This window comes from Sorangium sp. So ce321 (assembly GCF_051530195.1).
Classification (GTDB): domain Bacteria; phylum Myxococcota_A; class Polyangia; order Polyangiales; family Polyangiaceae; genus Sorangium.
In genome coordinates this window covers 5,645,802-5,663,062 of record NZ_CP150329.1, presented here as the reverse complement: position 1 = coordinate 5,663,062, position 17,261 = coordinate 5,645,802, and the positions used below count along the sequence as shown (strand labels likewise).

Here is a 17,261-nt window from a genome sequence, read left to right as displayed (position 1 = left end):
GTCACGCGCGTCCGTACTGTCGCTGTCCGTGCACCACCACGGCGCGCCTCTCGCGCTCGGCGTCTTGCTCCTTGATGGCCTCGCGCTTGTCGTAGATCTTCTTCCCCCTCGCCAGCGCGATCTCGACCTTGGCCAGGCCGCTCTTGAAGTAGAGCCGGGTAGCGACGGCGGTCATCCCCTCCCGGGAGATCGAGAGGTCGATGCGCTCGATCTCGCGCCGGTGGAGGAGGAGCTTGCGCGCGCCCTTCGGCAGGTGGCCGAAGGCGGCGTCGGCCAGCGCGGCGATGCTCACTCCTTGCAAGAACACCTCGCCTCGAACGACAGTGCAGAACGAGTCGGTCAGGTCGGCCTTGCCGGCGCGGAGCATCTTCACCTCGCTCCCCTTGAGGACGATCCCCGCCTCGAACCGGTCGCCGAGGTCGTAATCGAAGCCCGCGCGCTTGTTGCGCGCGATGAGCGTCTCGCCCGGCCTGGCCTTTTCCTTCGGCACGAGGGGGGATCGTAGCACGCCCGGGCGCCCACCATCACGGGTTGAAGTACGGATCGTTGGCCATGCGCACGAAGGCGGCCAGCGACTCGCTCGACGAGCGGATGCGCCAGTCCGTCTCCTTGTTGACGTCGAACCAGATGACGCCCTTGATCAGCGGGTAGTCGGAGCGCAGCGTCGGAATGATGTCGTCGATCCACTGCGCCTTGTTGCCGCCCGACTGGGCAGAGGCCATCTCGCCGATCATGATCGGCTTGCCCTTCGCCGCGAGCTTCGGGTAGATGTCCTCGAACACCTCGCGAAAGCTCTGCCAGCCGCCGGCGGAGCCCCAGTTGTACCCGTCGACGCACGTCCAGTCCACGTAGTCATCGCCCGGGTAGTAGCCCATCGCCCGGTTCCACGACTGAGCTGGCTCATCCGTCACGTTCGGGCACCAGACCCACACGATGTTGTCCGCGGACCGGAGCGCGTCATGCACGTGCCGGTAGGCCGCGATGTACTTGTCGGGGCTCCTCCCGTTCTGCGCCCCACCCCACGGCGACCATTCGCCGTTCATCTCGGCGCCGAAGTCCACGAAGAGCTTCTTGCCAAGCGCCTTCGCGTCGCGCGCCCGCTGCGCCAGCATCGCGTCGTGGGAGCCGTCGATGATCTCGTCGAGGCCTGTATCGAAGACCTCCCAGTTGACGAACGGGATGCGGCCTGCGTTGAGATCGGCCTTCGTCTCGCTGCCCACCCAGTTGTGGGTGAAATCGTAGTACGTCAGGTGCAGCTTCAGCGTCCGCCCGAGCCTGGCGCTCGTCTGGGCGATGCTCCCGTCACCGTAATACTGCCCGAGCCACGCGCCCGACGCCGGAACGAGGATCTCGTCCCCGCCCGGAGTCGGCGGGGTCGGGTCGGTGGTACCGCCGTCCACCTTGTCGAAGGTCCATCGCTGGTTGGCGCCGCCGCGCCATGACCTCTGGATGACCGCCGCCCCGTCCGCCGTGCTTCCCCGGTAGATATCCAGGGCCATGCCGGTGTGCGCCGCCTGGACGCTGATGTCGTTGCCGCCCCGGTTCACGAAGGTGAACCGCTGATGCTCTCCCTCGACGTAGTCCCCTTGGCCGAGCGGGGCGCCTGCGTCGAGGCGCCCCTCCGTGACCTCGAGGACCTTCCCGCTGCCGACGTTCGCTATCTTGAAGAGGTCGCCCCCGACGCTGGAGACCCGGAACCTCTGCGTATCCGTCCCGTTGCAGGACCGCACCTGCGCCCTGCCGCCGGTGATGTCGAGGCACTTGCCGCTCTGGACCGACTTGATCACATACGTGCCATCCGAGACGCTCGACACGACAACCGGGTTGCTATCGTTCTGCACATTGTCGGGAAATGCCTCCTCACCTGCGCCCCCGCACGCTCCCAGCAGCAGAAAAATAGAACCGCATCCAATTCCTCGGATCATTGTCATAAGCTTCTCCAGGCCAGCGACGAGGCGATGCGCCCTATCGCGTCGATTCGAACCATCGTCGAAGCTCGTGCCGAGCTACCTGCGCGCGGCGGCGCTCGACGCTCGCCAGCAGGGCCAACCTCGGGTCACTCCCCGGAGCCACAGACGAGCCCGGACGTATTACAAACACGCAATACAATGACAAGAATTGTCAGATCCGGACGATCGCGACAGTCCCATGTTTGTAGCCAGCCACGCATTGACTGGCAATCACAAATCGACGCTTGACTCTCACTTTGCTTACAACCTCGACACCAAATACCTTCGCCGCCACCCCGCAAAGCATCGCATCCAGCAGCTCGAAATTTACAGATTCCACGCTCGTTCTCGCGCGAATCCGCAGGGAAATGGGCCCGGCAGGAACGGCGCGGGTACGCGATGAAGACCGGAGGGCGCGCTGGCCGGCGAACCGCTCATCAAGGAGCTGGTCGTCTGTGGAGCGGCGAAAGGAAGTTATGGGACCACATTTCACGACCCGGAGCGAGGGCGTCAGAGCGCGGCGAACTCCCGCTCGTGGATGGATCGCACCTTCTCGAGCACCCTCGGGCCGTGCTCCCGGAACGGGAGGTCCCTCGCGCGGTCCTTCCGCAGGTAGACGCCCGAGAGCTCCCGGCTCGCGCCGAAGGCCGCCTCGTACAGCCGCGCAGCGCCCTGGGTCGGCGGCGGGAAGAAGAACCGCATCAGCGCCTTCACGAAGAGCGGCAGCCCCGACCGCTTCCCCTTCCTCAGCGTGTTGTTGGCCCCCGGATCCACGCTCCGGATCTTGATCCCCTCCCCCTCGAGCAGCGGCGCCACCTCGCGCGTCCAGAGGGAGAGCGCGAGCTTGGAGGTCGCGTACGGGCCGAAGAGCTGCTTGAACGACGCCGGACGCTCCAGGGCGTCGGGGTCGAAGCGCTTCGTCATGTCGAACGCATTGGAGGAGGTGTTCACCACCGTCTTCAAGGCCCCGCTCCGCAGCAGCTCCCTGAGCTCCATCGCGATGACATACGGCACCACCGTCTGGAGCTCGAAGTGCAGCTCGCGGCCTTGCCTGGAGAAGGTCAGCTCCGGGACGCTGCCGCCAGCGTTGTTGAAGAGCACGTCGATCTTCTCCTCGCTCGCCTTGATCGCGCCGAGCGCGCGCCTGAGGCTCTCGAAGTCGGAGAGATCCGCCCTGTGGACACGGAGCCTCCGGCGCTCGAGGCTCCCCCGGATCAGCGGGTCTTCTTCGGAGAACGCCGAGCGGTTCAGCGCGACGACCTGAAAGCCCTCCGACAGCAGGCGGCGGGTGAGCTCGAGGCCGATACCGTGGCTCGCGCCCGTGATGAGCGCGACCTTGTCGTGTTCCATGGTCTTCATCGTGGATCCTTTGAGGCCGCCTCCCCGCGCTTGCGCCGGGGAGAACGACAGTGGGCGCGCGCCGATCGCCCAAGCCGATCGGCGCGCGCGCAAACACCTGGATCCGCCGCAGAGCGGGCCTCCGGCGCCGCGCCAGCGCGCGACGGCCCGCGCGCGACGACCGCGCCGAGGCCCCCGCCGCGCCCCGGGAGGCAGCGCTGGATGGACTCCGACCCTGAGACGGCGCGCTCCCTCGCCCGAGATCGCTCGCGACAGGCGGGGAGCCGCGACAGGTGAAGAATGTGCCACTGAGTAGCATTTGTCAAGGAGAGGCACATGGATCCCGCGCGTGGTAGCGTGGCGGCATGACGGAGGGTCAGGCGCCGGGGCTCCGGGAGCGCAAGAAGGAGCGCACGCGCGCCCAGATCATCGAGGCAGCGATCGACCTGTTCCTGAAGGATGGCTACGAGCAGACGACGCTCGATCAGGTGCTCGGGGCGGTCGAGATCTCGCGGAGGACGTTCTTCCGCTACTTCGAGTCGAAGGAGGACCTCCTCATCGCCTGGATGGACCAGCTCATCGAGGTGGCGCGCGAGGCGGTCCGCGCGCGCCCTCCGAGCGAGCCGCCGCTCGTCGCGCTGCGCAACGCGATCCGGGACACGCTCGGCCGCCTCCACGAGGGGGACCAGCCGCGGTTCGTCGCGGTCCAGCAGCTCGTCGCGAGGACGCCGGCGGTCCGCGCGCGGCAGGGCGAGCGGCTCGACCACTGCGCGGAGGCCATCCGCGAGCCGCTGGCCGCGCGGATGAGCCTGGATCCGCGCCGCGACCTCGCGCCGCAGGTGCTGGCGAGCTGCGCGATCGCCATCATGAAGTGCTCGATCGAGGCGTGGATCGCCCGCGGGGCGACGGGCGATCTGCTCGAGCTCGTGGACGAGGGCTTCCGGGCGCTGGCGCGCGATCACGAGCGCCCGTGACAGGGCGAGACCTGGCGGTCCGCCGCGCGGCTCGAGAGGCGGTCCGCCGCGCGGCTCGAGAAGCGGACGACTCGAGGAGCTACGGGGTCGGGTCTCCGGGCAGATCCATCACGGCACCTCGGCGGCGGCCGGCGGCCCGGGCGGGTCGCTGAAGCAGCCGTCGTCCGCGCCCGCCCGGTGCCGCGCGCGGTACTCCGAGGGGCTGATCCCCTCGGACCGCCGGAACTGCTCGGCGAAGCGCGACGCCGAGTCGTAACCGCAGGCGGTCGCCACCTCGAGCACCCCGTGGCGCCCCGAGCGCAGGAGCGTCTTCGCGAGGTCGAGCCGCTCCTTCCACAGGAGGACCCGGAACGAGACGCCCTTCGCGCCGAGCCGGCGCCGCAGCGTCGCGTCGCTCACCCCGAGCGCGCGCGCCACGTCCGGGGCCGCCCAGGAGCGCGCCGGATCGCGGCGCACCAGCGTCCGGACCGCGAGCGTCGGATCGAGCGCCAGCGTCGAGGAGGCGGCGCGCGCCGCCTCGAGCTGCTCCCGGTGCTGCAGGAGCAAGGTGAGGATGACGTCCTCCAGCCGGTGCTCGATGAGCAGCGCGTGCGCGCCCGGCAGGAGGAGCGTGTTCACGAGGTGGATCAGCGCCTGGATCGACGGCATCGCGGAGCGCAGGAGGTGCGGCCGATCCGCCTCGAAGCCGCCGAGCCCGCGCTGGACGCAGAGCGTGGGGTAGCGGCGCTGGAGCCGCTCGTCGACCTCGCTCAGCAGCTCGACGGAGAAGGAGCGGTAGACGCCGCGCTCCGGATCCGGCTCGTTCACGAGCTCGAGGGGGATGCCCTGCGGCACGAGCAGGATCTGCCCCTCGCGGGCGACGAGGCGCGTGTTGCCCTCCGGTCCGTCGAGGAAGAGCCGCTTCGTGCCGTCGAGGATGAGCACCACGAGCGGCCGGGAGAGCCGCTGGATCGACACCCGCTCGCGCGCGCGGGAGAAGACGTTGATCCATCGGGCGAGGCCGGCGCCGCCGGTCGACGACGCGCGCTCCAGCCGGGAGATGGCTTCCCGGAGCGCGCCCCAGGCCTGGGCCTGGTCGGCGGGCTCGAGCAATCGGGTGAGCTGGGTCTTCATCATCACTCCTGGTCAGGAAGGGCGGCGCCCTCGACTGGCACCAAACGCTTCCAGACGATCTTTCTTTATCAGAACACTCTTCCGGCTGTGCCCCTTCGCACGACGATACCGTCAGCGTGCGGACCAAGTCTTCGAAGAGAAAATTTGAACCACAGAGGCACAGAGGGCACAGAGGAGAGAGAAAGAAGAGAACTATTTCTCCTCTTCTTCTCTGTGCCTCTGTGCCTCTGTGCCTCTGTGGTTTGTCTTCTATTCTCGGGCTTTCCGGGTTGACGATGGAAGCCTCTGGTGAAGAGGCACCGCGGGTGCGTCTGGTGCTAGCGGCTCATTTCATGTCGAGCAGGACGACCTCGCCGTCGTTGAAGAGCGGGACGAGCAGGCGGCCCCTCGCGCGGTCCCAGCCCAGGTCGGCGGGGCTCGGGAGATCCGCGGCGAGGGTGGAGACGCGCGGCGCCCCGTCCCCGCGGGGGTCGACCTCGAAGATGGCGCTCGCGTCCCAGCTCGACACGAGGAGCCGGCCGTCGTCGAGGCGCACGATGCCGTCCAGCGAGCCCGCCGGCAGGGAGAGCTCGCGCCGCTGCTCCCCCGAGGCGCCGCGCGCGTCGACCCGCGCGGCGCCGAGGTAAGCCACCCAGATCTCGCCGTCCGCGCGCGCCACGCCGTTCGGGTGCGGCAGCGCCGGGTCGGCCACGAGCCGCGAGATCTCCCCGCCCGGGTCGATCGCGACGAGCGCGTCGGTGCCCGTCGGCTCGATCGCGCCGTCGGCGATGGTCACGCCGGTGTCCGAGACGACGAGCGACCCGTCGGGCAGGGCCGCGATGTCGTTGAGCAGGCTGGCGCCTGGCACCTCGATGCTCGCGATCGGCGCGCCGTCGCCCGCGTCGAAGACGCGGATCGCGTCGATGTCGGCCACGTAGAGCTTGCCGCCCGCGATCGCCATGCCCTTGGGGGCGCTCAGGGTGACGCCCTCGGAGGCGCCGTCGATCCACTTCAGGTCGAGGACCTCGCCGTCGGGCGACACGCGCGAGATGAACCCGCTGTCGTCCTTGTCGACCGGCGAGCCGACGATGTTCGAGACGAGGTACACGTCGCGCTCCTCGTCGTGGAGCACGGACTCCGGGGTCGAGAAGCCGCCGACGCGGCGGCGCTCGGGCGCGGCCGGGGCCGCGGGCGCGGCCGGGGCCACGTCCTCGGCGCACGCCTGGAGGACGGCGGAGCAGCAGACGAGGAGCGCGGCGGCGAGCTTCGGGTGCGAGTTCATGGGCGATCCCTCTCGGTTGAGCGGGCCCGGCGACGCGCCGGACCGTGCGCCTACCGTGCGCCCGCCCGCCGCGCCGCGCGCGCCCGCGGCGCTCATCGGCGCGCCCGAAACGCTCACGCGCGCCCCGCCCACGCGCGCGCCCCGCCCCCGCGCCCCCGCGCCCCCCCGCCCCCGCGCCGCCACGCCCCGCGCGCGGCGGCTCAGCTCGAGACGAGCACCCGGTGCCGGTGCAGCACGAGCAGCACCTCCTCGTCGAGGTCCGCCTGCTTCTGCTCCCTCAGCCTGCGCCGCACCCCGCTCACCGGCTCCTCCCCGGTGAACTCCACGAGCAGCGCATACGCCTCTCCCGGCAGGCCGATGGCGTCGTACTCGCTGTAGGCCCCGAGCGCGACGCTGCCGTCCGGGAGCCATTGCACCGTCGCCTCCGGGTTGAAGCGCAGGACCTCGGGCAGCTCCGGCGACACGGCCGCGCCGTAAAGCCGGTCCAGGATCGCCTCCTCCAGCGTCCCGTCCAGCCCGAGGAACCGCTCCAGGTCCGCCGCCGAGAGCTTCCGGACCTCGTCGAAGCAGGCGCGGTAATACTCCGCCTCGCGCCCGGTCCACTCGCGCCACATGGCCCTGTACTCGGCCTCGGGCGGCGCCTCCTCGTCGAGCTGGTCCACGGTGAGCGGGCTCGACTCGGCCTCTCCGCGGCTCCGGTTGTGGTGAATGTACTCGGGGTGCAGCCGGAAGAGCGCATGACGCGACAGCTGGATCTCCACGAGGGAGAGGAACGTCTTGATCGACATCCACAGCTTCCGCCCGTCCGCGCCGGCGACGTATTTGCAAAAGAACGTCGAGCAGACCGCCTCGCGGTAACGCCAGATGGTGCAGCTCCCCGGCCCCACATCGTAAAAGGGGCAGCGCAGCGTGGCAGAGCGGCCGAACGCGCGCCGCGAGCTCGTGTACAGCAGATCGAACTTCGCCGGCGCCTTCAACCACTGTGGCGTCGCGCCGATCCGGGCGGCGATCTTCGCCTCGACGCGCCGCCGCCCCTCCGCCATGCTCGGGTCGTCGTCCGACAGCAGCGCGCCGACCAGGTAGTTGGGCAGCCGCGGGTGAAAGGTGCAGCACTTGGTGTCGGGCCGGAAGAGGCGGCTCCTGCCGTCCACGGGCGCGACGGCGCCCTGGCACGAGGTCTCGCACATCGCGCATGAGGCGCAGGTGGCCTTGGTCTCGGTCGGGATCTCCCGCTCGAAGAAGGCGGGGAGGAGGCCCCTGTAGAGGGCGGGCAGGCTGTCGAGGATCCGGGGCATGGGCTGGGCTCCGCAGGGCGCGGCACCTTAGCACCGGGCGCAACGCCTTCCGCTCCGATCGCGCGCGGCGCGCGGTGCGCGGAGCGCGATCAGAGCGCTCGCGCGCCACCGCCCGCGCTCGGCCGCCCGGCGCGAGGACGCTCGCAGTCTCGACACGACCGTGCCGACGAGCGTTGCGCCTGGAACCATCCTCGGGTAGATGTGACAAAGCTAACAGGCACGGTACCCTGAATGCAGCCGGACCCAGAGAACGAGATTCCCCCTGGCGAGCAGATGGTCGCGCTTCGAAGGCGCGTGGCAGAGCTGGAGCAGGAGCTGGCCGAGGCGCGGCTGGACCAGGAGAAGCGGCGCGACGAGATGCAGGTCGACCGGGGAGACGCGCTGCTGTCCAGGTTCTTCTCCGTGGAGCCCTCCGGCCAGATCGCGCTGCTCGACGCGATCCCGGCGATGGTCTTCTTCAAGGATCGAGATCACCGGTACCTCGCCGTCAACAAGGCATACGCCGAGCACTACCGCATCTCGGCCGACAGGATCATCGGCAAGCGCGACGAGGACATCTTCGTCCCCGAGGTGGCGCGCAGCTACCACGACAACGACGAGGCCATCATGGCGGACGGGACCCCCAGGCTGAACGTCGAGCTCCGGTGGCGGCTCGAGGACGGGAGCGACGGGTGGACCCTGGAGAACAACGTCCCCTTCCGTGACGCGGACGGGCGGGTGATCGGGATGGTGGGCGTCGTCGTCGACATGACCGCGCGGAAGCGGATGGAAGAGGCGCTGCGACGCACCGAGTCCGATCTCCTCGCCAGCCAGTGGCGCCTGCTCGAGACGATCACCGCGCTGTCGACGCCGCTCCTGCCGATCGACCACGGGGTCCTCGTCCTGCCGATCGTGGGTCACCTCGACTCGGCGCGGAGCAGCCAGCTCATGACGACGCTCCTGCAAGGCGTGGAGCGCCACAACGCCGAGTTCGTGATCATCGATCTCACCGGCGTCCCGCTGATCGACAGCGCGATCGCGTGCCACCTCCTGCGCACGGTGCAGGCGGCGACCCTGCTCGGCGCGCAGTGCGTCCTCGTCGGCATGTCCGCGGCCACCGCGGGCTCGCTGGCGAGCACCGGCGAGGCGCTGGAGGAGCTCATCCTCCTGCGAGACCTCCGGGCCGGCGTGCGCTACGCGATGTCGCGGCGCCGGGCCAGGGCCCGCCCCCGATCCATGACGCTCCGGTAGGCGACGGGCGGCGCCGCGGGCATCACCCGCGCTCCGCGCCACGCGCGCCCGCACCGGCTGGAGTCGACTCCCCTCCTCCTCGCACACTCACCCAGGCTGCGCGACCCGAGGCGCAGACATGCGCGGCGGTGGGCTCGCCCGCGCCGTCGCGCGCCAGAGGATCCCGCTTGACGGTCCGTCTCGCGGCTGATGACATCGATATCCGGAGCATCCTGATGCAGGCCAGTCGAGCGCCTGCTGCACAGGCACCGACGTCAACCCACCTTGGGGTCAGCTCCCCTCCTGTCCGGCTCGGTCTGTCTCGAAAGAAGTTCACGATGGAAGGCACGGAGGCCTTCACGCGGATGCTCGTCGACTCGAACCTGCGCGCGCCGACGCGCCAGTGCGGACAGGCGCCGCCCCGCTGGCTCGCGCTGGGCCGCGCCATCCCCGGCCGGGCGCGCCTCGTCCTCGGCGCCGCGAGCTTTCTGCTGATGGTCGCGGCCTACGCGTGGCTCCCGGACCGGAGCGGCCAGGCCGCCGCGATCGTCCCCACGCTCGCGAGCATCGCGCGCGCCACGGCCGACGCGCTCGCCTCGAGGGAGCTGTGGATCGACGTCCAGCACAGCTTCCTGCGGGTCACGGCGGGGTTCGCGGCCGCCGCGGTCCTGGCCGTCCCCCTCGGCGTGCTCGCCGGCGCCTTCCGCTCGATCGCCGCGCTGCTCGAGCCGCCGGCCGATTTCCTCCGCTACGTCCCGGTGCCGGCGCTGATCCCGCTGGTCATGATCGCGGCCGGCATCGGCGAGGGCGCGAAGGTCCTCCTCGTGTTCCTGGGCACCTTCTTTCAGCTGCTGCTGATGACCGCGGACGAGGTGCGGCGGGTCCCGGCGCCCCTCGTGAAGATCAGCCAGAGCCTGGGGGCGACGCGGCGCGAGATCGTCTGGCGCGTCCTCACGCCGGCCGCCCTCCCCGGGATCTGGTCCGCGCTGCGCATGTGCAACGGCTGGGCGTGGAGCTACGTCGTCGTCGCGGAGCTCGTGGCGGCGACCGAGGGCCTCGGCTTCCGCGTCCTGCGCTTTTACCGCTTCCTCCAGACGCCGAGCATCTACGCCTACCTGCTCGTGCTGGGGCTCCTCGGCCTCGGGCTCGACTGGGTGTTCCGCGCGGCCTCTCGCCGGCTCTTCCGCTGGGCGCGGGGGGGCGCGACATGAAGCTGTCGCTGCGCGGCGTCGGCAAGTCGTACTCCGGTGAACGCGGCGAGACGAACGCGCTCTGCCCGCTCGACATGGATGTCCGCGAGGGCGAGTTCATCAGCCTCGTGGGCCCCTCCGGGTGCGGCAAGTCGACGCTCCTGCACATCGTCGCCGGGCTCGAGCCGGCCACGGTCGGGACCGTCGACCTCGACGGTGAGCGCGTCCGCGGCCCCGGCGCCGAGCTCGGCCTGATGTTCCAGCAGCAGACGCTGTTCCCCTGGCTGAGCGTGCGCGAGAACGTCCGCTTCCCGCTGACCCTGGCGCAGCACCGCCGCGCGCGCGGGGGCGCGGGCGACGCCGACCGGCAGGCGGGCCAGGTCGAGGGGCTGCTGCGCCTCGTCGGGCTCTGGGACTTCCGGGACAGCTACCCCGCCGAGCTGAGCGGCGGCATGCAGCAGCGCGCCGCCCTCGCGCGGGCGCTCGTCGGGCAGCCCGAGGTGCTGCTGATGGACGAGCCGTTCGGCGCGCTCGACGCCCAGACGCGCGAGCAGATGCAGGAGCTCCTGCTCCACCTCATCCAGCGCCGCCGGATCACGACGCTCTTCGTCACGCACGACGTGGACGAGGCCCTGCTCCTGTCCGATCGCGTCGTAGTCTTCTCCGAACGGCCGGGCCGCGTCCTGGCCAGCCTCGATGTGACGTTCGCGCGCGCGGCGCGCTCGTCGGAGCTCAAGCTCGACGAGGCTTTCCTGCACCAGAAGCGCGAGATCCTGGCGCTCTTGCGCGGGCGCCCGCGCTCGGCGACGCAGCGCGATCGCCTGCTCCTCGGCCTCACCAACACACGAACAGAAGGGGGATCATGAAACGAAGGACCGTCTTGCAGGAGCTCGGGGCGGCGCTCGCCTGCCTCGTCCTCTCCGTGGGCTGCTCGAAGCGGGACGTTGGGCCGGACCAGGCGCCCTCCGCCGCCCCCGCGGCGGGCGAGCGCGCGGGGGCCGCGGCGCCGCCCGCCGAGCCCGCGAAGCTCACCGTGGGTCACGACCTGTGGATCGGCTACTCGGGCGTCTTCGTCGCGAACGAGCTCGGCTACTTCAAGCAGGCCGGGCTCGACGTGGCGCTCAAGCCGTTCTCGAACCCCGGGGACACGCTCGCGGCGCTGGCCTCCAGCCAGCTCGACATGGGCCTCACGACCCTGCAGAACCTCGCCGTGCTGAACGGCAACAGCGAGACCGACGTGGTGGCCATCGCGCTGGTCGACAGCTCGAACGGCGCGGACGCCGTCGTGGCGAAGGACAGCATCTCATCGATGGCCGAGCTGAAGGGCAAGACGGTCGCCCTCACGCTCGGCGAGGTGAACCACATGCTCTTCCTCTTCGGGCTCGAGAAGAGCGGGGTCAGCCCGGACGCGGTGAAGATCACGAGCATGAGCGCCGACGACGCCGGGGCGGCGTTCGTCGCCGGGAAGGTCGACGCCGCGGTCACCTGGGAGCCGTGGATCACCAAGGCGACGAAGAGCGGCGGCCACGTGATCTTCACGAGCGCCAGCATGCCCGACACCATCACGAACTCGGTGGTCGTGCACAAGTCCACGCTGGAGGCGGGGAGCGGCGCCTATACGAAGTTCCTCGTCGCCGTCGACCGCGGGGTCCAGACGCTGCGCAGCGAGCCCGACAAGGCGTACCCGATCATCGGCAAGTACCTGAACGCCTCGCCCGAGGACGTGAAGGGCATGCTGGCCGGCGACAAGATCTACGACCTCGCCGACAACAAGCGGCTCTTCGGCTCGGCGGAGGCAGCCGGCCCCGTCTACGCCTCGATGAAGTCCGTGGTCGACTTCGCGGTCCAGTCGAAGCTCGTCAAGAAGGCGCCCGCGCCGGCGTCGATGTTCGACGCGAGGCTCGTCCGATGAAGCGTGACGAGGAGCTCATGGGGCGCGCGCTGGAGCTCGCGCGCGGCGCGATGAAGGCCGGCGAGCCGCCGTTCGGCGCCCTGGTGGCCGCCCCGGACGGCACGGTCGTGGCCGAGGCGACCGACGAGGTGAACGCCCAGCGCGACTTCACGTGGCACGCCGAGGTGGGCGCCGTTCGCCGCGCCTGCGCGGCCGTCGGGCCGGACTTGCAGGGGTACACGCTGTACACGACCGTCGAGCCGTGCCCGATGTGCTTCACCGCGGCCTGGCTCGCCCGGATCAGCCGCATCGTCTTCGGCTGCACGATGGCGGAGGTCACGGAGGCGACCGGCGGCGCGCAGCGCGAGCTGGCGGTCCCCGCGCAGTGGATGAACGAGCGCTCCGGCGCGCCGGTCGATCTCGTCGGCGGCGTCCTCGACGACCAGTGCCTCGCGCTGTTCGGCAAGGCATAGCGGCGCTCGACGGCCCACGCGGGCAGGCTCCGGCCGCCTCGCCGCGGGCCCGGGCGCTCCAGCGCTGCTGCTGAGGCAGCAACAGCGCTGGAGCGCTGCTCGGATCCGTGCAGCGCGCGGGGGGGCGAGCGCCGCGCGGCGCGGAGCGCGAGCGCCGGAGCGGCGCTGAAATCGAGAGTCAGGGCGGGAGTCGGGGGGCGAGCGCGCCGGGGGCACGCGTGTTGCAGTGTGCTGCGCGCCAGCACGGCCAATCGTTGTTCCACGGCGACCTCGGCGCGCCCCGAGGAATCCCCTCATTTGCAGCCCTTTTCAGCGGAGAAATTGAACAGGGAGGCGGGGAGACAGGGAGTATTTTGAAGATTTTACTCCCCGTCTCCCCGCCTCCCTGTGAATTTTCCGATGAATTCAAGGGGATGCCTCAGCGGCGCGCCCCTACCCTCTCCGGAGTCTTTCATGACTGACCGTATCGCTCGTCTCAAGGCCTCGCCCTCCGTGGCGGTCAAGGAAAAGCTCGATTACCCCGTCATCGACACGGACATCCACACCAACGATTACACGCCGGCGCTGGAGGACTTCGTCGCCACGTACGGGGGCGCCAAGCTCGTCGACGATCTGCGCAAGGCGATGAGCTCGCGCCGCCGCAACGCCGAGAACAGCAGCGGCAAGGACTGGTACACGCAGACGCCGGAGGAGCGGCAGCACTACCGCACCGTGAGGTCTCCGTGGTGGGCGCGGGTGACGCGCAACACGCTCGACGTGGCGACATACCACCTCCCGTCGCTGCTCGCCGAGCGCCTCGAGGAGCAGGGCTCCGACTACTCGGTGCTGTTCCCGAACAACACCCTCGCGCCGCTCGCGGTGAAGGACCCGGGCGCGCGGCAGGCGCTCCAGCGCGCGATCAACCATTACCACGCGGACCTGTTCCGCAAGTACAGCGACCGCCTCACGCCGGTCGCCGGCATACCGCTGAACACGCCGCAGGAGGGCATCGAGGAGCTGGAGTTCGCCGTCAAGAAGCTCGGGCTCAAGGCGATCAACATCGCCGGCGGCGTGCGCCGGCCGATCAAGGCGATCGCGGAGAAGTACCCGGCGGACCAGCACCCGGAGATCGCCAAGTACGCGACGTACATCGATTTCTACGGCATCGACAGCGAGCACGATTACGATCCTTTCTGGGCCAAGGTGGTCGAGCTCGGCGTCCCTGTGCTCACCCATTACGGGAGCCAGGGCTGGACGGGGCGCTCGTCGATCAGCAACTACATGAACAACCACATCGGCCACTTCGCCGATGGCTCGGAGGCGTTCGCCAAGGCGCTGTTCTTCGGCGGCGTCACCCGCCGCTTCCCGGGGCTGCGCATCGGCATGCTCGAGGGCGGCGCGGACTGGGGCGCGCGGGTCTACATCCACCTCGTGGACCGCTTCCAGAAGCGCGGCCCGGAGGGCCTGAAGCACTACGACCCGGCGGCGACCGACCGCGCGCTCCTGGCCGAGCTGTTCCGGCGGTACGGCAGCGATCTCGTGAGGGGCCGCTCCACGGAGGGCGAGCAGCTCATCGCCGACACGCTGGGCGCCGGGTACACGAGCGACGCGCGCCAGCCGGCGCCGGAGTACCGCAACGACTTCGCGGCGGCCGGCATCGAGAAGGTGGAGGACATCCGCGACCGCTGGGTGAACAACTTCTTCTTCGGGTCCGAGTCGGACGACCGCACCATCGCCTCCGCCTTCAACAGCAAGGCGAACCCGCTCGGCGCGAAGATCAACGCCATCTACTCCTCCGACGTCGGCCACTGGGACGTCCCCGACCTCACCGAGGCGCTCGCGGAGAGCTGGCACCTCGTGGAGGAGGGCGTCCTCAGCGCCGAGGACTTCAAGGCCTATGTCTTCGAGAACCCGTACAAGCTCTACACCGAGGCCAACGCGAGCTTCTTCAAGGGCACCCGCGTCGAGGAGAAGCTCAGGCGGCAGGCGGCGGCGCACGGCTCCAGCGACGAGCGGCGCGCCCCGCAGCCGCGGGCCGACGGCTCAGCCGGCAAACCGGTCGAGATAAGCGCGTAGGCCCCCGGGGTCGAGCCCGGCGCCCAGCGCGAACATCAGCGCGAGCCTCGCCTTCGGCCCCGAGAGCGCGCCCGCGGGGATCACCCCGAGCTCGCGGAGCCGCCGCCCGCCGCCGGGCGCGCCGTACGTCGGCGTGACCCGGCCGCCGGGGCAGCGCGAGGTCAGCACCACCGGGGTGCCGGCCTGCACCAGCGCACGGATCACCCCTTCCCAGCTCCCGCAGACGTTCCCCGCGCCAGAGCCCTCGATCACCACCCCGCGCGCCCCGGCTTCCAGGAGCGCGCGCAGGAGGAGGTCGTCCATCCCGGCGGCCATCTTGACCAGGTAGACGCGCGGCTCGGGGTCGGCGAGCGGCAAGGTCGGCGTCCGCGCGGGGCGCGCGTGGATGCGCACGCCCTCGCCGTCGACAGAGCCGAGCGGCCCCGCGCCCGGCGAGGCGAACGTGCCGAGCGCGGTCGTGTGGGTCTTCATCGCGCACCGGGCGGCGTGGATCTCGTCGTTCATCGCGACGAGCACGCCGAGCCCGCGCGCCGCGGGATCGATCGCCACCCTGGCCGCGGAGACGAGGTTGCGCGGGCCGTCGGTGCCCGCCGTGCTCGCGTCGCGCATCGCGCCGGTGAGCACCACCGGGGTGTCGCCGTCGAGCAGCAGGTCGAGCGCGAAGGCGGTCTCCTCCAGGGTGTCGGTGCCGTGGGTGACGACGACGCCGGTCACCGCGGGGTCGGCCTGCAGGTCGCGCGCGACGCGCGCGAGCGCCGCGATCCTGTCCGGGCCGAGGTTCCAGCTGCTCTCGAGGCAGTGCTCGGTGACCGCGATCTCGGCGACGCGGCCGAGCGCGGGCACGCTGGCGACGAGCTCCTCCGCGCGCACGGCGGGCACGGCGGCGCCGGTCTGCGGGTCGACGCGGCTCGCGATGGTGCCGCCGGTGGTGACGAGGTGAACGCGAGGCATGGGGTGGCTCCGGGTCGAGGGGGGCGCCGGCGAACGGCGCGGCGCACCTTACTACGTCGCGCCCCCCGGCCTCTCGCGGACGAGCTGCTCACCTGGGTCATGCCGATCCTGTGCGAAGCCCCATGATCGGCTCCGCGCGGTCTGCTAGCCCACACGGGCTGCGACCCGAGCCGGGTCGCAGAACGGATCACGGCTGTGCAACCCGACCCGGGTCAGGTCTCGGCTGCGCTCGGGTCGGGTCGCGACGAACCTGGGTCCGGGCGCGTTGGTCTGACCCGAGGAGCGTAGTATGCTCGGGAACGATGGGCGGCTCCCTGATCATCGTGGGCACCGGGATCCAGTGGGGCGGCCAGATGACGCTCGCGGCGCGCCGGGCGATCGAGCAGGCCGACCGGGTGCTCTTCGCGGTCGCCGATCCCTGGAACGCGCGCTGGATCCGGAGCCTGAAGCCGACGGCCGAGTCGCTGCCATACGCGACGGGAAAGGGGCCGCGGCGCGACATCTATGCCGAGATGATCCGGCGCATCCTGGCCCCGCTCCGTGAAGGGCTGCGGGTATGTGCGGTGTTCTATGGCCACCCGGGTGTGCTGGTCCGCGCCGCGCACGCGGCCATCCAGGAGGCTCGCCGCGCCGGGTATCCGGCGCAGATGGCGCCCGGCGTCTCGTTCCTCGACTGCATGTATGCGGACCTTGGCGTGGATCCAGCGCGCGATGGTTGCCAGATCTACGAGGCGACCGATTTCCTGGTGAGGCGGCGGCCGTTCGACATCCATACGCCGCTCGTGCTCTGCCAGATCGGGGTGATCGGCAACACGGGCTTCTTCGACGCCGCCGACGCCGGCCGCATCCAGCGCGGGCTCCGGGTGCTCTGCGACGTGGTGACGACCCGATTCCCGGCGTCGCACGAGGTCGTCGTTTACGAGGCTTCCGTGCTGCCCATCGAGCCGCCGCGGGCGTCACGCGTCACGCTGGCAGAGCTCCCGGCGACGGCCGTATCGGAGGTCTCCACGCTCTACATCCCCGCCGTCAGCCCTGCCCCCCTGGACGACGCCATGATGGCGACGCTCGGCATCGACCCCACTGCGCTGCATTCAGACAACATCATCGAGGAATGACCATGGATCGTATTTACGAGTTTCTCACCGAGCTGAGCGTCGACCCCTTCCAGCAGCTGGCATACGCCCAGGATCCCGCGGGCGTGGCCGCGGCCGCCGGGCTCGGCCCCGACGAGCAGGCGGCGCTCACGCGTGAAGCGCTCGCGGAGCTCGCGAGCGGCGCATCGAGCGACCGCTATGAGCGCTGCGCCTGCATCTGGCAGCCCTAGACACGTCCTCCGCTGGAGCGTGGAGAGCGCGCGCGGCCACCCCGACCGGCCACGACGCGCGCTCGACGCGCTCGACGTGCTCGATATCCCCGGCGCCGGGCGCGACGCGCAAATTCCGGTCCTGCTCGAAGATCACACCCCCGCGGAAACGATCACGTCACGCCGACGTGTCACGATCGGCGCTATCGCGCGTCAGGAATCCCTGGCGTGATTTCTGACGCGCGATACTAGACTGCCG

The 17,261-nt window shown here is 70.5% G+C and carries 18 protein-coding genes; 10 read left to right on the top strand and 8 right to left on the bottom strand.

Annotated elements, in window-relative coordinates; all coding sequences use genetic code 11:
• Position 1: 1 nt before the first annotated feature.
• From smpB to WME89_RS20805, 4 genes are all read right to left on the bottom strand, one after another.
• Positions 2-490: an SsrA-binding protein SmpB gene (smpB, locus tag WME89_RS20820; protein ID WP_438010871.1), complete on the bottom strand. Its 489-nt coding sequence runs from the start codon at positions 488-490 to the stop codon at positions 2-4.
• 34 nt (positions 491-524) lie between these two features.
• Positions 525-1,841: an RICIN domain-containing protein gene (locus tag WME89_RS20815; protein WP_438010870.1), complete on the bottom strand. Its 1,317-nt coding sequence runs from the start codon at positions 1,839-1,841 to the stop codon at positions 525-527.
• A gap of 280 nt (positions 1,842-2,121) precedes the next feature.
• A complete protein-coding gene (locus tag WME89_RS20810) occupies positions 2,122-2,289 on the bottom strand; it encodes a hypothetical protein (protein ID WP_438010869.1) in 168 nt (55 codons plus the stop codon).
• A gap of 170 nt (positions 2,290-2,459) precedes the next feature.
• Positions 2,460-3,308 (bottom strand): SDR family NAD(P)-dependent oxidoreductase, encoded by an 849-nt coding sequence (locus WME89_RS20805; RefSeq protein ID WP_438010868.1) that lies wholly within the window; start codon positions 3,306-3,308, stop codon positions 2,460-2,462.
• 344 nt (positions 3,309-3,652) lie between these two features.
• Here WME89_RS20805 and WME89_RS20800 point away from each other — a divergent pair, with 344 nt between their 5' ends.
• On the top strand, positions 3,653-4,261 hold the full coding sequence (locus WME89_RS20800) for an acyl-CoA-like ligand-binding transcription factor (protein ID WP_438010867.1): 609 nt from the start codon (positions 3,653-3,655) through the stop codon (positions 4,259-4,261).
• 108 nt (positions 4,262-4,369) lie between these two features.
• On the opposite strand, the gene WME89_RS20795 is transcribed toward WME89_RS20800, so the two are convergent.
• The 3 genes from WME89_RS20795 to WME89_RS20785 all read right to left on the bottom strand — a co-directional run bounded on the left by WME89_RS20795 (position 4,370) and on the right by WME89_RS20785 (position 7,930).
• Complete coding sequence (locus WME89_RS20795) at positions 4,370-5,377, bottom strand: helix-turn-helix transcriptional regulator (protein WP_438010866.1); 1,008 nt, start codon at positions 5,375-5,377, stop codon at positions 4,370-4,372.
• A 322-nt stretch (positions 5,378-5,699) separates the two neighbouring features.
• Positions 5,700-6,635, bottom strand: a complete 936-nt coding sequence (locus WME89_RS20790) for an SMP-30/gluconolactonase/LRE family protein (protein ID WP_438010865.1) — start codon at positions 6,633-6,635, stop codon at positions 5,700-5,702.
• Between the two features lie 200 nt (positions 6,636-6,835).
• On the bottom strand, positions 6,836-7,930 hold the full coding sequence (locus tag WME89_RS20785; protein WP_438010864.1) for a hypothetical protein: 1,095 nt from the start codon (positions 7,928-7,930) through the stop codon (positions 6,836-6,838).
• A 294-nt stretch (positions 7,931-8,224) separates the two neighbouring features.
• Here WME89_RS20785 and WME89_RS20780 point away from each other — a divergent pair, with 294 nt between their 5' ends.
• The 6 genes from WME89_RS20780 to WME89_RS20755 all read left to right on the top strand — a co-directional run bounded on the left by WME89_RS20780 (position 8,225) and on the right by WME89_RS20755 (position 14,748).
• On the top strand, positions 8,225-9,160 hold the full coding sequence (locus tag WME89_RS20780; RefSeq protein ID WP_438010863.1) for a PAS domain-containing protein: 936 nt from the start codon (positions 8,225-8,227) through the stop codon (positions 9,158-9,160).
• 317 nt (positions 9,161-9,477) lie between these two features.
• Positions 9,478-10,350, top strand: a complete 873-nt coding sequence (locus WME89_RS20775; RefSeq protein WP_438010862.1) for an ABC transporter permease — start codon at positions 9,478-9,480, stop codon at positions 10,348-10,350.
• Positions 10,347-11,195 (top strand): ABC transporter ATP-binding protein, encoded by an 849-nt coding sequence (locus WME89_RS20770; RefSeq protein WP_438010861.1) that lies wholly within the window; start codon positions 10,347-10,349, stop codon positions 11,193-11,195. The genes WME89_RS20775 and WME89_RS20770 overlap by 4 nt, the downstream gene beginning before the upstream one ends.
• Positions 11,192-12,241, top strand: coding sequence for an ABC transporter substrate-binding protein (locus WME89_RS20765; RefSeq protein WP_438010860.1), 1,050 nt, complete (start codon positions 11,192-11,194; stop codon positions 12,239-12,241). Before WME89_RS20770 ends, WME89_RS20765 begins: the two co-directional genes overlap by 4 nt.
• The gene (locus WME89_RS20760; RefSeq protein WP_437931515.1) at positions 12,238-12,693 is read left to right on the top strand and encodes a nucleoside deaminase; all 456 of its coding nucleotides are present in this window, start codon (positions 12,238-12,240) and stop codon (positions 12,691-12,693) included. The genes WME89_RS20765 and WME89_RS20760 overlap by 4 nt, the downstream gene beginning before the upstream one ends.
• 453 nt (positions 12,694-13,146) lie before the next feature.
• Positions 13,147-14,748: an amidohydrolase family protein gene (locus WME89_RS20755; RefSeq protein ID WP_438010859.1), complete on the top strand. Its 1,602-nt coding sequence runs from the start codon at positions 13,147-13,149 to the stop codon at positions 14,746-14,748.
• On the opposite strand, the gene WME89_RS20750 is transcribed toward WME89_RS20755, so the two are convergent.
• Positions 14,716-15,699, bottom strand: a complete 984-nt coding sequence (locus tag WME89_RS20750) for an asparaginase (protein WP_438010858.1) — start codon at positions 15,697-15,699, stop codon at positions 14,716-14,718. The two genes, WME89_RS20755 and WME89_RS20750, sit on opposite strands and share 33 nt — an antisense overlap.
• Positions 15,700-16,001: 302 nt before the next feature.
• On the opposite strand from WME89_RS20750, the gene WME89_RS20745 reads away from it, so the two are divergent.
• From WME89_RS20745 to WME89_RS20735, 3 genes are read left to right on the top strand one after another with little or no spacing between them, the layout of a single operon-like run.
• Positions 16,002-16,814 carry an SAM-dependent methyltransferase gene (locus WME89_RS20745; RefSeq protein WP_438010857.1) on the top strand — a complete coding sequence of 271 codons (813 nt, stop codon included), beginning with the start codon at positions 16,002-16,004 and terminating at the stop codon, positions 16,812-16,814.
• 2 nt (positions 16,815-16,816) lie between these two features.
• Positions 16,817-17,023 (top strand): hypothetical protein, encoded by a 207-nt coding sequence (locus WME89_RS20740; protein ID WP_438010856.1) that lies wholly within the window; start codon positions 16,817-16,819, stop codon positions 17,021-17,023.
• Positions 17,024-17,042: 19 nt separating this feature from the next.
• Positions 17,043-17,234, top strand: coding sequence for a hypothetical protein (locus WME89_RS20735; protein ID WP_438010855.1), 192 nt, complete (start codon positions 17,043-17,045; stop codon positions 17,232-17,234).
• The last annotated feature ends 27 nt before the right edge of the window (positions 17,235-17,261 follow it).